The sequence below is a fragment of the Janthinobacterium darwini genome (assembly GCF_051380905.1).
GTDB lineage: Bacteria > Pseudomonadota > Gammaproteobacteria > Burkholderiales > Burkholderiaceae_D > Janthinobacterium.
In genome coordinates this window covers 20,544-35,039 of the sequence record NZ_JBNYXX010000007.1, presented here as the reverse complement: position 1 = coordinate 35,039, position 14,496 = coordinate 20,544, and the positions used below count along the sequence as shown (strand labels likewise).

General features: G+C 61.6%; 9 protein-coding genes. 1 reads left to right on the top strand and 8 read right to left on the bottom strand.

What is annotated here, in order from left to right; translation table 11 throughout:
* Positions 1–43 precede the first annotated feature (43 nt).
* From ACQ4WZ_RS25875 to ACQ4WZ_RS25840, 8 genes are all read right to left on the bottom strand, one after another.
* Complete coding sequence (locus ACQ4WZ_RS25875) at positions 44–4,744, bottom strand: glutamate synthase-related protein (RefSeq protein WP_101483236.1); 4,701 nt, start codon at positions 4,742–4,744, stop codon at positions 44–46.
* Between the two features lie 194 nt (positions 4,745–4,938).
* The gene (locus tag ACQ4WZ_RS25870; RefSeq protein ID WP_436574815.1) at positions 4,939–5,646 is read right to left on the bottom strand and encodes a transposase; all 708 of its coding nucleotides are present in this window, start codon (positions 5,644–5,646) and stop codon (positions 4,939–4,941) included.
* Between the two features lie 306 nt (positions 5,647–5,952).
* A complete protein-coding gene (locus ACQ4WZ_RS25865) occupies positions 5,953–6,633 on the bottom strand; it encodes a response regulator transcription factor (RefSeq protein ID WP_034753797.1) in 681 nt (226 codons plus the stop codon).
* 137 nt (positions 6,634–6,770) lie between these two features.
* Positions 6,771–7,904 (bottom strand): PAS domain-containing sensor histidine kinase, encoded by a 1,134-nt coding sequence (locus ACQ4WZ_RS25860; protein WP_133989048.1) that lies wholly within the window; start codon positions 7,902–7,904, stop codon positions 6,771–6,773.
* Between the two features lie 49 nt (positions 7,905–7,953).
* Entirely contained in the window at positions 7,954–11,058 is a 3,105-nt protein-coding gene (locus ACQ4WZ_RS25855) for a DEAD/DEAH box helicase (protein WP_436574814.1), read from the bottom strand.
* A gap of 208 nt (positions 11,059–11,266) precedes the next feature.
* Positions 11,267–11,479 carry a type III secretion system chaperone family protein gene (locus tag ACQ4WZ_RS25850; RefSeq protein WP_436574813.1) on the bottom strand — a complete coding sequence of 71 codons (213 nt, stop codon included), beginning with the start codon at positions 11,477–11,479 and terminating at the stop codon, positions 11,267–11,269.
* A gap of 24 nt (positions 11,480–11,503) precedes the next feature.
* A complete protein-coding gene (locus tag ACQ4WZ_RS25845) occupies positions 11,504–11,812 on the bottom strand; it encodes a hypothetical protein (RefSeq protein ID WP_436574812.1) in 309 nt (102 codons plus the stop codon).
* Positions 11,799–11,936, bottom strand: a complete 138-nt coding sequence (locus ACQ4WZ_RS25840) for a hypothetical protein (RefSeq protein WP_436574811.1) — start codon at positions 11,934–11,936, stop codon at positions 11,799–11,801. Before ACQ4WZ_RS25840 ends, ACQ4WZ_RS25845 begins: the two co-directional genes overlap by 14 nt.
* A 209-nt stretch (positions 11,937–12,145) precedes the next feature.
* Between ACQ4WZ_RS25840 and ACQ4WZ_RS25835 the strand changes: the two genes are divergently transcribed.
* The gene (locus tag ACQ4WZ_RS25835; protein WP_436574810.1) at positions 12,146–14,494 is read left to right on the top strand and encodes a Tex family protein; all 2,349 of its coding nucleotides are present in this window, start codon (positions 12,146–12,148) and stop codon (positions 14,492–14,494) included.
* The last annotated feature ends 2 nt before the right edge of the window (positions 14,495–14,496 follow it).

Sequence of the window (14,496 nt, the reverse complement as noted above, 5' to 3'; positions counted from 1 at the left end):
TGGCCGCTCCCGGTCATTCATCTTGGCAATGAGCTTGGCTGGCTCAGGCGGCGACGGCTTGCACTTCCATGGCAGCATCGGCAGCCATCTCGATCAACGCGCGCTTGTATTCGTTCGGGAAGACTTTCACGAACTTGCCGCGCGCCGCGGCCCAGTCGTCCAGCAAGACGCGGGCGCGAGTGCTACCCGTGTGCTTGAAGTGACGCTCGATCAGGCGCTTGAGGATGACTTCATCGGCTTCCGGCACGCCATCGCGGTGCTGGGTATGCCAGGCGTCGCGGTCGAGATGCTGTTCCGCTGCGGACACGACCTTGTCCAGGCTGACCATGGCCGTGTTGCATTTGCTGGCAAAGTCGCCGGCCGGGTCATACACATAGGCGATGCCGCCCGACATGCCGGCCGCGAAGTTGCGTCCCGTGTTGCCCAGCACCACCACCGTACCGCCCGTCATGTATTCGCAGCCATGGTCGCCCAGGCCCTCGACCACCGTGGTGGCGCCCGAGTTGCGCACGGCAAAGCGTTCACCGGCCACGCCATTGAAGAAGGCTTCGCCGGCAATCGCGCCGTACAGCACCGTGTTGCCGATGATGATGTTATCCACGGCCCAGCCGCGGAATTCCGTATTCGGCCGCACGATGATGCGCCCGCCCGATAGCCCTTTACCCACGTAATCGTTGCCCTCGCCTACCAGGTCGATCGTGATGCCGTGCGCCAGGAAGGCGCAGGCCGACTGGCCCGCCGTGCCTTGCAACTGGATGTGGATGGTGTCGTCAGGCAAGCCTGCGTGGCCATATTTCTTCGCCACTTCGCCGGACAGCATGGTGCCCACCGTGCGGTTCAGGTTGCGCACGGGCGAGATGAAGGAGACGCGCTCGCCCTTTTCCAGCGCCGCGCGCGCTTGCGCGATCAGCTTGTGGTCGAGTGCTTTCTCCAGCGCATGGTCCTGGAATTCCACGTGGCGGCAGGCTTGGCCATCCAATGTTTCCGGCTTGTAGAAAATGGCCGAGAAGTCCAGGCCCTGCGCCTTCCAGTGCGAAATCGCCTTCGACTTATCGAGCAAATCGACTCTGCCGATCAGTTCGTCATACGTGCGGATGCCCAACTGCGCCATCAATTGACGCGCTTCTTCGGCAACGAAGAAGAAGTAATTGACGACATACTCGGGTTTGCCCGAGAACTTGGCGCGCAGGACGGGGTCTTGCGTGGCCACACCCACGGGGCAGGTGTTCAAATGGCATTTGCGCATCATGATGCAGCCTTCGACCACCAGCGGCGCCGTGGCGAAACCGATTTCGTCGGCGCCAAGCAGGGCGGCGATGACCACATCGCGGCCCGTCTTCATCTGGCCGTCGGCTTGCACGCGGATACGGCTGCGCAAGCCGTTCAGCACCAGGGTCTGTTGCGTTTCGGCCAGACCCAGCTCCCACGGCGTGCCTGCATGTTTCACAGACGACAATGGCGAGGCGCCCGTGCCGCCGTCGTGGCCGGCGACGACCACATGGTCGGCCTTGGCCTTGGTGACGCCGGCGGCCACCGTGCCGATGCCCACTTCCGACACCAGTTTCACGGAAATCGAGGCGCGCGGATTGGCATTCTTCAAGTCATGGATCAGCTGCGCCAGGTCTTCGATCGAATAGATATCGTGGTGCGGCGGCGGCGAAATCAGGCCCACGCCCGGCACGGAGAAGCGCAGGCTGGCGATGTATTCCGACACTTTATGGCCCGGCAACTGGCCGCCTTCGCCCGGTTTCGCGCCCTGCGCCATCTTGATCTGGATCTGGTCGGCGGAATTGAGGTAGGCAGCCGTGACGCCGAAACGTCCCGACGCCACCTGCTTGATGCGCGAGCGCATGGAATCGCCTTCCTGCAGCGGAATGTCGACGACGATCTGCTCGGCGCCCACGATGGAAGCCATGGTATCGCCCTGGCGGATCGGAATGCCTTTCAATTCCTGCGTGTAGCGGTTCGGATCTTCGCCGCCCTCGCCCGTGTTCGACTTGCCGCCGATGCGGTTCATGGCGACGGCCAGGGTGGCGTGCGCCTCCGTGCTGATCGAGCCGAGCGACATGGCGCCGGTAGCGAAACGCTTGACGATTTCCTTGGCCGGTTCCACTTCGTCCAGCGGTATCGCCTTGGTCGGGTCGAGCTTGAACTCGAACAGGCCGCGCAGGGTCAGGTGGCGACGGCTCTGGTCGTTGATGATTTGCGCGTACTCCTTATAGCTGGAGAAATTGTTGCTGCGCGTGGAGTGCTGCAACTTCGCAATCGCGTCCGGCGTCCACATGTGGTCTTCGCCGCGCACGCGGAATGCATATTCGCCGCCCGCGTCGAGCTTGTCGGCCAGCACGGGATCGTTGCCGAAGGCCAGCGCGTGCAGGCGCAGCGCTTCTTCCGCCACTTCAAACACGCCGATGCCTTCCACGTTCGAGGCCGTGCCCTTGAAGTATTTGTCGACCAGCGACTTGTTCAAGCCGATGGCTTCGAAGATTTGCGCGCCGCAGTACGACATATACGTCGAAATGCCCATCTTCGACATGACTTTCATCAAGCCTTTGCCCACCGCCTTGGTGTAGTTATAGATGGCTTTGTCGGCCGACAAGTCGCCGGGCAAACCATGCGCCATCTCGGCCAGGGTTTCCATGGCCAGATAGGGGTGGACGGCTTCCGCGCCGTAACCTGCCAGCAGCGCAAAGTGGTGCGTTTCGCGGGCCGAACCCGTTTCCACGACGAGGCCGGTGGACGCGCGCAAGCCCTTGCTCACCAGGTGCTGGTGCACGGTCGAGGTGGCCAGCAGCGCGGGGATCGCCACCTGGTCGGCGCAAATGGCGCGGTCCGAGACGATCAGAATGTTGTGGCCGGATTTGACGGCATCGACGGCTTCCGCGCACAGCGAGGCCAGGCAGGCTTCCACGCCTTCCTTGCCCCAGGCCAGCGGGTAGCAGATATCGAGTTCATACGACTTGAACTTGCCGCCCGTGTGGGCGCTGATGTTGCGCAAACGTGCCATGTCGTCAAAGCCCAGCACGGGCTGCGCCACTTCCAGGCGCATCGGCGGGTTGACGTTGTTGGTATCGAGCAAGTTCGGTTTCGGGCCGATGAAGGACACCAGCGACATCACCATCGCTTCGCGGATAGGATCGATCGGCGGGTTCGTCACTTGTGCGAACAGTTGCTTGAAGTAGTTATACAGCGGTTTCAATTTGTTCGACATGACGGCCAGCGGCGAGTCATTGCCCATCGAGCCCGTCGCCTCTTCGCCGGCCACGGCCATCGGCGCCATGAGGAATTTCAGGTCTTCCTGCGTGTAGCCGAACGCCTGCTGGCGGTCCAGCAGCGATGGCTGCTCTTTTTCGCCCTGGGCGCGGTCCTGTTTCACCTGGCCTTCGGCCATCTTGATCTCGTCGAGCTTGATACGCACCGAGTTGATCCACGCTTTATACGGCTTGGCGTTGGCGTAGGTGTTTTTGAGTTCCTGGTCGTCGATGATGCGGCCCGCTTCCAGGTCGATCAGGAACATTTTGCCAGGCTGCAAGCGCCATTTCTGGATGATTTTCGATTCGGGAATCGGCAGCACGCCCGACTCAGACGCCATCACCACCAGGTCATCGTCCGTGACGATGTAGCGCGCCGGGCGCAAGCCGTTGCGGTCCAGGGTGCCGCCGATGTGGCGACCATCCGTAAACGCCATGGCTGCCGGGCCGTCCCACGGTTCCATCATGGCCGCGTGGTATTCATAGAAGGCGCGGCGGTTGTCATCCATCGTCGTGTGGTTTTCCCACGCTTCCGGGATCATCATCATCATCGCCTGGGCGATCGGATAACCGGCCATCAACAGCAGTTCCAGCGCATTGTCGAAGCACGCCGTGTCGGACTGGCCTTCATAAATCAGCGGGAACAGTTTCTGCAGGTCGTCGCCCAGCACGGCCGACTTCATCACGCCTTCGCGCGCGCGCATCCAGTTGAAGTTGCCTTTGACGGTGTTGATCTCGCCATTGTGCGCGATCAAACGGTAGGGGTGGGCCAGCGGCCATTCGGGGAAGGTATTCGTCGAGAAACGCTGGTGGACCAGGGCCAGGGCCGAGATGCAGCGCGCATCCTGCAAGTCCTTGTAGTACACGCCCACCTGGTCGGCCAGCAGCAAGCCTTTATAGACGATGGTACGGGCCGACATCGACGGCACGAAGAATTCCTTGCCGTGCAGCAGCTTCAAAGCCTGGATGGCGTGACCGGACGATTTGCGGATCACATACAGTTTGCGCTCGAGCGCGTCGGTGACCATGATGTCCGGACCGCGGCCGATGAAAATCTGGCGGATCACGGGTTCCTTGGCGCGCACGGTGGGCGACATCGGCATGTCCGTATCGATGGGCACGTTGCGCCAGCCCAGCACGACCTGGCCTTCGATGCGCACGGCGCGTTCGATTTCCTGTTCGCAGGCGATGCGCGAGGCGTGTTCCTTCGGCAGGAAGACCATGCCCACGCCGTATTCGCCAGGCGGCGGCAATTCCACGCCCTGCTTGGCCATTTCTTCGCGGTAGTACTGGTCGGGAATCTGGATCAGGATGCCGGCGCCATCGCCCATCAGCGCATCGGCGCCCACGGCGCCCCGGTGATCGAGGTTTTTCAGAATCAGCAAACCCTGTTCGACGATCGAATGGGTCTTGTTGCCCTTGATATGGGCGACGAAACCGACGCCGCAGGCATCGTGTTCATTGGCTGGGTCGTACAGGCCTTGTGCTTTCATGGGCTTCTCCGCTGCATATGACTATCGAAAAACTAGAGTAGTGCAACGCAACAAAAAACTCAACTACAACAATTAGGGTCGGAGTCGAATTAAATTTATTTGCGTCTCCCTAAAAATTTAATAGGGACATAGTCAAAGGAATCTCAATAAAACATCAGGAAGTGACGATTTTTTGTTTTAGCTGTACCTGCGTGTCAGTTGGCGTCCGCTGCGGCTGCGACTTTGCGTGGACGGCCCCGCTTGGCGGGCAGCACTTGCCGCTGCATTTTCTGCTCCAGCGCTTGCTTGAACGCTTCGGAACCCAGCGGCCAGCCCTTCAGTACAGCCTGCTCCACGGTTTTCACCTGGCTGCTGCCCAGGCCCTGCTCGCACAGACGCAGATAGGCGGCCTCTCGGTCGAATGGCGTGTTGCCCAGCGCCCAGTACAGCGCGTGGTCAGTGATGACAGGGTCGGGACGCACACCGGCATGGTGGGCATAACTGGACCAGCTGTAATCGAGCGCCTGGCCCGCCAGACCCGCTTGCACGGGCACACATTCCAGGTAGCGGCAGCAGGTAAGAAAGAAATTGTCGGGATCGATGACGGAGGTTTTGTAGCGTCCCTGCCACAAAGCACCTTCCCGGCCATATTTTTGATTGAAATACGGCACGTAATAGCGACCCAGCCACTGCATCAGCTGTCCCAGGCCCGTCGCATCGCTTGGGGTGGCCAGCAAATGTAATTGGTCTGGCAACAAAACGTAGGCATGGATGGCCACCTTGAACATTTTCGCGCCCGTTTTCAGCCAGGACAGGAACTGCGCATAGTCAAGCGCATCCTGGAACACAGGCTGGCGGTTGCTGCCGCGCTGGATCACGTAATGGGGCAGTGCGGGAATGATGAGACGGGGCAAACGGGCCATGGGAAAATCATAAAATAAAGGCTAAGGTCTTGATTTTACACACTTGCGGGTACACGGCACGACTCTGACCCTGTTTTATTGAAAATACGGAGAAAAACGATTGACTCTGTCCCTTGATTACAGGATCGGGCGCTTATGCGCGTTCGCACACGGCGAGGAGATGGTTCCAGCGACCTCCATTGTCGAGGCAGCTGTCGATTTGCCACTCGTGGCGCAGCCAAAGCCCGCCACTGGCCAAAGCCAGCAAAACGATCGCAAACAGGCCTAGCAGCAGACGTCGTTTCATCGCTGGCTGCGTCTTGGCGATCAAGACAAATTAAAACTGGCCGACAGACTGTAACCCTCGCCATACGCACTACGCAGCGGCAAGTCCTGGCCCAGGCCCGTCTTGGCTTTCTTGCGCAGGCGGTACACGAGCATGTCGACTCTGCGGCCCGCATCGGGGTCTTCGCCGCCCATGCCGGCCACGATGACGTCGCGCGGCACGGGGCGGGTGTTGATGGTCAACAGGTGCAGGAAGTTGAATTCTTTTTCCGTCAAGGCAATGACAGCGCCCATCAGTTCAAGTTGGCGTGCGCTCACTTTCAAGGTCCACTTGCCGGGTTCCGGCACAGGATCTTGCGGACCGACGCGGCGGTCGAGCGCCTCGATGTGGGCGGCCAGTTCAGGGAATTTGATCGGCTTGGTCAGGTAATGGTCAGCGCCAAGGCGCAAGCCCAGGATGCGGCTGTCGAAAGCAACACGCCCCGTTAACACCAGCACGCCGATTTGCGGATACAGCTGGCGCATGCGGGGAATGACATTGAAGCCGTCCTCGTCGGGCAAGCCCAGGTCCAGCACGACCACGCCGACATTACCATGGCTCAACGCCGTCCACATCCCGCCAGCGGAGCTGGTGATATGGACTTCGTGTTCGAGCTCAACGAGGAACTCCGCCATGTCTTCGGCGTAGTCCAGATTGTCTTCGACGATCAGTATTTTCGTCATTGCTACGCCATTCTTCCGTTAGTGAGCTACCGTGGGCAAACCATGCCATTCACTTCTGCACCATGATGGACGGCACAATAGGTTTACGTCAAGGAATTATCACGGTTGCCTTCAGCGGAAGCAAGGCTTTTCCTTGTCTAGACAGGAAGCGGCAGCCAAATGCGGAAAAGCGCGCCGCCTTCGGGCAGATTATGCCCCTGCAAACTTCCACCGTGCACCTCGACGACAGCGCGCGCCATGTACAGGCCCAGGCCCGCGCCCGGATGCGTGGCATAACTTCCACGGCTTCCTTTTTCGAACAGCTGGGCCAGTTCTTCTTCCCGCAGGCCGGGCCCCGCATCGCGCACGCACAGCGCCACGCCGCCCTCGGGCACCAGCTTGGCCGACAAGGTGATGCTGCTCCCCGGCGGGCTGAACTTGACGGCGTTGTCCAACAAGATTTTCAGGCATAAGGCCATGCCGGGCACGTCGCAGCGCAGCCTGGCCGGCAAGTCCTCGTCCAGTTCCAGCTGCACGCGGTGGCTGGCGGGTACCGTGGCGGCCGCCTGCTGCAGCAAGGCCAGCGGCGCGATGCCGTCGGCGGCCCGCTCGCGGCCGATGGCCGCCATGCGTTCGGGCGACAGATAGTCGGCTATCATGGCCAACAAACGGTCGACGGCAGTCTGGATTTTCACATAGCGCTTGCGCGTGGCCTCGTCGGCATCTTTCGATGTCGAGACCAGGCGCTGGATGGCGCCGTCGATGGTGGCCAGCGGCGTGCGGAATTCATGTGACAGCATGGAGGCGAAGCGCTTTTGTTCCTTTTCCCGCTCCGCTTCCTGCGCCTGGGCGGCGCTGACATCGCGCACCGAGCCCACCACGGTGATGCCCCGCCCCATCGCCGCCGCAGCGGGCACGATGGTGGAATGGATTTCCAGCGCCAGCAAGTGGCCGTCGGCGTGCGGCAATTCCACTTCACGCAACAGTGTCAAACGGCTGGCATCGCCGTCGTGCCAGCGCTGCAAGCGAGCCGGCACATCCGCCGCCAGGCGCGCAGCGTGCTCGCGCAAGGCAGGCAAGTCGTGACCCGTCAGGCCTTGCGCGGCGGGGCTGATGTAGAGCAATTCCAGGGTAGTAGCGTCGAGCAGGAAGGCCGCGTCGCGGCCATGTTCGGCCAGCAGGCGGAACTGCGCTTCGCCAGCCCGCGCGTGCAGCAGGGCGCGGCGCAACTGGACGAAACGCAGCGCCATGAGGATGGCGCCGGCAAGCAGCAAGAGGAGAAAGGGCAGCATGCTTTATACCTGGCAAGAAAGAATCGCCAAGTATAAGCGTGCGGTGCCCTTAATCTTCCAGTGGAGCAAAAATCTGCTGCAAGTCTTCCTGCGTCAGCGCCATCTTCTGCGCTTCGCCTTCGGCCAGGATCGATTGCGCCAGCTCCGATTTCTTTTGCTGCAGCAGCTGGATTTTTTCTTCCAGGGTGCCCTTCGCGATCAGTTTATACACGAACACGGGCTTGTCCTGGCCGATGCGCCAGGCGCGGTCGGTGGCCTGGTTTTCCGCCGCCGGATTCCACCACGGATCGTAGTGGATCACCGTGTCGGCCGCCGTCAGGTTCAGGCCCACGCCACCCGCCTTCAGGCTGATCAGGAAGATAGGCACGGCCCCCTGCTGGAAGGCCGCCACTTGCGCGCCCCGGTCCTTCGTTTCGCCCGTCAGCAAGGCGTAGGGAATGTCGCGCGATTCCAGCTCTTCCTCGATCAATTCCAGCATGCTGGTAAATTGCGAGAAAACGAGAATCTTGCGCCCTTCGTCGAGCAAGTCTTCCACCATCTGCATCAAATCAATCAGCTTGGCCGAGCCGGCCGACTGCTTCTTCGCCGGCAAAGATTTCACCAGGCGCGGGTCGCAGCAGACCTGGCGCAGTTTCAGCAGCGCTTCGAGGATGACGATCTGGCTGCGCGCCACGCCTTTCTTGTCGATTTCTTCGCGTACTTTTTGATCCATCGCAAGACGCACGGTTTCATACAGGTCGCGCTGCGGCCCCGTCAGCTCCACCTTGCGCACCATTTCCGTCTTCGGCGGTAATTCCTTGGCCACATTGTCCTTCGTGCGGCGTAGCAGGAAGGGCTTGATGCGGCGGTTCAGGAGCATGCGGCGCAGCGGGTCGTCCTGGCGCTCGATCGGATGGCGGAACTGGGTATTGAAGGTCTTCTCGTCGCCAAGCAAGCCAGGCAGCAGGAAGTGAAATTGCGACCACAGTTCACCCAGGTGGTTTTCCAGCGGCGTGCCGGACAAACACAGGCGGTGGCGCGCGCGCAGCAGACCGGCGCTTTGCGCCGCCTTGCTGCGCGTATTCTTGATGTAGTGCGATTCGTCCAGGATGACCAGGTGGAAATCATGCTCGCGCAGGGTTTCCTCGTCGCGCGGCAACAGCGCGTAGGTCGTCAGCACCAGGTCGCATTGGTCGATCTGGTCGAACTGCTGCGCGCGGTCCTTGCCCTGTAGCAGTAATACTTTCAGGCTGGGCGCGAACTTGGCCGCCTCGTCCTGCCAGTTGCCCATCAAACTCGTCGGTGCGATCACCAGAGCCGGATGCGTCAAGCGGCCCGCTTCTTTCTCTACCAGGATATGCGCCAGCGTCTGCACGGTTTTACCGAGACCCATGTCGTCGGCCAGAATACCGGCCAGGTCATGGTCGCGCAGGAATTGCATCCACGCCAGGCCATCGGCCTGATAATCGCGCAGGGTGGCTTGCAGGCCGGCTGGCGCCGCCACTTTTTGCACGGAACCGAACTGGCTCAGCTTTCGGCCCATGGCGCGCAGCTGCTCGCCACCCGTCCAGCGCAATTCCAGACCACGCGCCAGCTCTTCCAGCCGCGCCGCGTCCAGCGTCGACATGCGCACGGCATGTTTGATCTTGTCGCTGAAATACAGTTCCCCCAGGGTGTTCAGGATGGGGCGCACCCTGCCCCACGGCAAGGCGACGCGCGTGCCGTCCGGCAAGGTCGCCAGCATCTGGTCGTCGTCCGCATGGGCTTCAATGACTTTCGGATTGAAATCGTTGGGCGCATTGCGGATCAGCTGCACCAGCACGGGCAGCAACGGCACTCTTTCCTGGTTGACAACGATGCCCAGTTCCAGCTCGAACCAGGCGTTGCCGCTGTCCGGATCCTGGTCGTCGATCTCCGCATACCAGTCGCCGACCTCGCTCACCTCATAGCGGTACTTGGCCGTTTTTTCCACGATCCAGCCCTGCTTCAGCAAGCCATCGATGCCGGCCTCGGCAAAACGCAGCCATTCCGCCTGCGAAGGCAGCAGCAAGGCGCCCTTCAAGCCACTCAAGGGGGCGGAGCCCGGCTTCTTGAATTGCAGCTCGGCCAGGGTGGCCAGGGCACGCGCTTCATCGACCGTATTTCTCTGGATAATTTCCGTCACCTCGCCCACTTGCCGCACCACGCGCTGCGACGGGTCGAACGAGACGCGCTCGCCATCGTAGTCGTAGGACAGCACGGCGAAATCGCTCCAGCGCTGCGCGCTGCCATCGGCCAGCATGGCGCTGTCCAACAGCAAGACCGGTTGCGCCGGCACGTCCTTGCGCAAGCGCTGCGGCAACGGTTGCGGCAGCGGCATCAAGTGCTGCAAGCCTTGCGCCAGCAGCAGTTGCGACACGCGCACCTTGTCGTTCGCGTTCAGCGGCGGCGCCTGCGCCACCAGCGCCTGCAAGTCGGCCAGTGAAATGTCGGAGCCGCCCTGGTTCAGTTCCAGTACGCCGCACGACAGGTTGTCGATGTACCACGGCGGATCGGTAGGCAGCATGTAGTCGATCTGGTCGGCGCCATGGTGCTTCACACCTTCCGGCGGGTCCACTTGCCAGCCCAGGCGCATGGTCTTGCCTTCGTCGCGCCAGAACAGGCGCGCGGGACGCACGGGACCTTCCTTCAACGGGTACACGAGGCCATTGCCCACATCGGCCCAGGAATTGGCCCACAACAGTTTATCTTGCTCAGCCAGCATTTTCAGCAGGGCCGCGCCCACCTTGCCCTTGGGCTCCGTGGCGCTGCCCGTCTGCGAATTCTGCCCGCTGCGCATGGCCACGAAGAAACGCACGAGGTCTTCGTCTGCCGGCGTCAAAAAGGTGGGCGGCGCCGACAGCAGGGAAAAGATTTCGCTGATGGGAGACGCTGCCGCCACATCGCCATTCGGCCGCAGCCGCGCCTTGTACAGGCACAGGGCCACGTGGCGGCCACCGCTGGTGGGCGCCAGCACGTAGATCAAACGATGCTGGTTGAGTTTCGGGTCCGGCTCGGCAATGCTCAGCACAGCCTTCGGATGAGCGGCAGCCTCCACCCGCTGCAGCCAGGTGGCGACGGCATACGGCAAAGGCGCACCCGGCGCGCTGGCCGGGGCAACTGGGGTTTCACTGGTTTCGTCGCGGGTAAAATCCATGGGGCGCATTTTTGTGTAAAGGTCGTATCCAAATCGGCAACAGGCAATATTATCCGCCATACAGGCGTTGCTGGCTTGATTCACACACGCTCTTTGAGCAGTTTTAATGCGCGATGCCTAAAAAATAAGTATTTAATACGACACTTGGGACCCGCAAGCGGCAAAAAAGGCCCGTCACCGGCCATTTTCGCCGCCCGTGGACGGCTTATCAGGCCGGCACAGTTTCCTCTTCCGCCATGCTGGCGGCCGCTACTAGTGGTGCAATGCTCGTATCGGCCGGCGTAAAGTTGCGCAAGAACAAGAAGAATTGACCCATCATCTGCGTCCACAGTTGCAGATTGATATTCAGGTACACCTTGCTGACGCCGCCGGCGACCAGCACATCCATTTCCAGCACGACGAAATCGCCATGCCGGGACATGCGGGCAAAACGCTTGCTGCGGTGTCATTTGGCCGGCAAGTCGCCGCCCTGCATGCTCAAAGGGCAGCTCAGGGTGAGGTCGGCATACAGGCCAGGCGATGCTTCGTTACGCCACAGCACCTGAAAGCCGATGCCATGGCTGGCACTGTGCAGGCTTGCCACGCCGTCGTGTTCGATGCTGGTGACGGCGCAGCCGCCCGCCTTCGCTTCGGCCAGCACTTGTCCCTTGATCTCGTCGCGGTTCTGCTCGCGCACGGTTCGCGAAATAGATGGCACGCGCAGGTCGGCGCCGCTGTCGCTGACGCCTTCGAAGTTGACATTACCCGAATGCACCGGCCTTCGGACCGGCATCGACGGTGACGGGTTTGCGCCAAGCCCAGCCGGGTTGCCGCCAGGCATGCGCCAGGCCGGGGCCAAGCGTGCCCAGGATCGTGAGCAGAAAAAGAAAACCTTGCATGGCAGTTTATCTCCGAAGAACAGTCTAAAGAAGTGCAGGCCTGGTGAGCTGGTCCGTCACGCCGCAGAGGCCAGCGCCGGCGCCGTCCGCCAGCCCGCTGCTGCCGCCCCGTTGACGCTGGTGCCAACGCACAGTCCATTTGCGCTGTCAAGATTGCGCAATCGCGCCGATTGCGTATCATTCCAGGCTTGATCGCTCTGGAAACAACCATGCTGCCCACTATCGAACAACGCCTTGCCCTTGAACTTGCCGCCAAACCGGTGCAGGTTGCTGCCGCCATCGAACTGCTCGACGAAGGCGCCACCGTGCCCTTCATCGCCCGCTACCGCAAGGAAGCGACTGGCGGCCTCGACGATATCCAGCTGCGCCTGCTCGAAGAGCGCTTGCGCTACCTGCGCGAACTGGAAGAGCGGCGCGCTGCCATCGTGGCGTCGATCACGGAACAGAACAAGATGACGCCCGAGCTGCTCGACGCCGTCATGCACGCGGAAGACAAGACGCGCCTGGAAGATTTGTATCTGCCCTACAAGCAGAAGCGCCGCACGAAGGCACAGATCGCCATCGAAGCGGGCTTGATGCCGCTGGCCGACGGTTTGCTGGAGAATCCCGAACTGACGCCGGAAATGGAAGCGGGCAAGTTCCTGCGCGACGCGTTTACCAGTGCCGACGGCAACAACCCGGGCGTGGCCGACACTAAGGCGGCCTTGGACGGCGCGCGCCAGATTCTGATGGAACGTTTCGCCGAAGACGCAACTCTGCTGCAAACCTTGCGCGAATACGTGCAGGAACACGGCATCGTCGAATCGAAAGTGGTGGAAGGCAAGCAGGACGAAGGCGAAAAATTCGCCGATTATTTCGACTATTCGGAAACCATTTCGACCGTGCCATCGCACCGCGCCCTGGCCCTGCTGCGCGGCCGCCGCGAAGGCATCCTCGATGTCACCCTGCGCCTGGACACGGAAGCGGAAAAACCCAAATGGGATGCGCCGCACAACCCGTGCGAAGGCCGCATCGCCGCCCGCTTCGGCATCAAGAGCCTCGGCCGTCCGGCCGACAAATGGCTGCTTGATACGGCGCGCTGGACCTGGCGCGTGAAAAGCTTCATGCACCTGGAAACAGAACTGATGGGCGCACTGCGCGAACGTTCGGAACTCGACGCCATCAACGTCTTTGCCACCAATTTAAAGGCGCTGCTGCTGGCCGCGCCAGCCGGCCAGCGCGCCACCATGGGCCTGGACCCGGGCTTGCGCACGGGCGTGAAAGTGGCTGTCGTCGATGCCACCGGTAAAGTCGTCGACACGGCCGTGATCTACCCGCACCAGCCGAAGAACGACTGGGATGGCTCCCTGCATACGCTGGGCCGTCTTGCCGCCAAGCACAATGTGTCCCTGATTTCCATCGGCAACGGCACCGCCTCGCGCGAGACGGATAAACTGGCGCAGGACCTGATCAAGCAGCACCCGGAAGCGAAGATGACGAAGATCGTCGTCTCGGAAGCGGGCGCATCGGTGTATTCCGCGTCCGAGTTCGCCTCGAAAGAATTGCCGGACATGGATGTGTCCCTGCGCGGCGCCGTGTCGATTGCGCGCCGTCTGCAAGACCCGCTGGCCGAATTGGTCAAGATTGACCCGAAATCGATCGGCGTGGGCCAGTACCAGCATGATGTGAGTCAAAGCCAGCTGGCCCGCTCACTCGATGCTGTTGTGGAAGATTGCGTGAACGCCGTCGGCGTGGACGTGAACACGGCCTCGGCGCCCCTGCTGGCGCGCGTTTCCGGCCTGTCGGCCAGCGTGGCGCAAAGCATCGTCAGCTACCGCGACATGAAGGGCGCATTCACCTCGCGCGCGGCGTTAAAGGCCGTGCCGCGCCTGGGCGATAAAACCTTCGAGCAGGCAGCCGGCTTCTTGCGCGTGATGGGCGGCGAAAACCCGCTGGACGCCTCGGCCGTCCATCCGGAATCGTACCCCCTGGTGGAAAAAATCCTGGCAGACATCAAGAAGGATATCAAGGCCGTCATCGGCGAAACCGCCTTGCTGAAAACGCTCAGCCCCGCAAAGTATGCGGATGACACGTTTGGCGTGCCGACCATTTCCGACATTTTGAAGGAATTGGAAAAGCCGGGCCGCGACCCGCGTCCGGAGTTCACCACCGCCACCTTCAAGGAAGGCGTGGAAGAAATCCGCGACTTGCGCCCGGACATGATTCTCGAAGGCGTGGTCACCAACGTTGCCGCCTTTGGCGCCTTCGTCGATATCGGCGTGCACCAGGATGGCCTCGTGCACATCTCGGCCCTGTCGAACACCTTTGTGAAAGATCCGCACACGGTGGTCAAAGCCGGGCAAGTCGTGCGCGTCAAGGTGCTGGAAGTCGATGAGAAGCGCAAGCGCATCGCGCTGACCATGCGCCTGACGGACAGCGCGCCGCAGGCGGGCAGCAAGCCGGAGCAAAAAGGCGACCGCAACGACCGCCGCAGCATGGCGCAGCACCAGTCGCAGTCGCGCAACGCGCCCGAGCCGGCCGGCAGCATGGCCGCCGCGTTCGCCAAGCTGCGCGGCTAAGT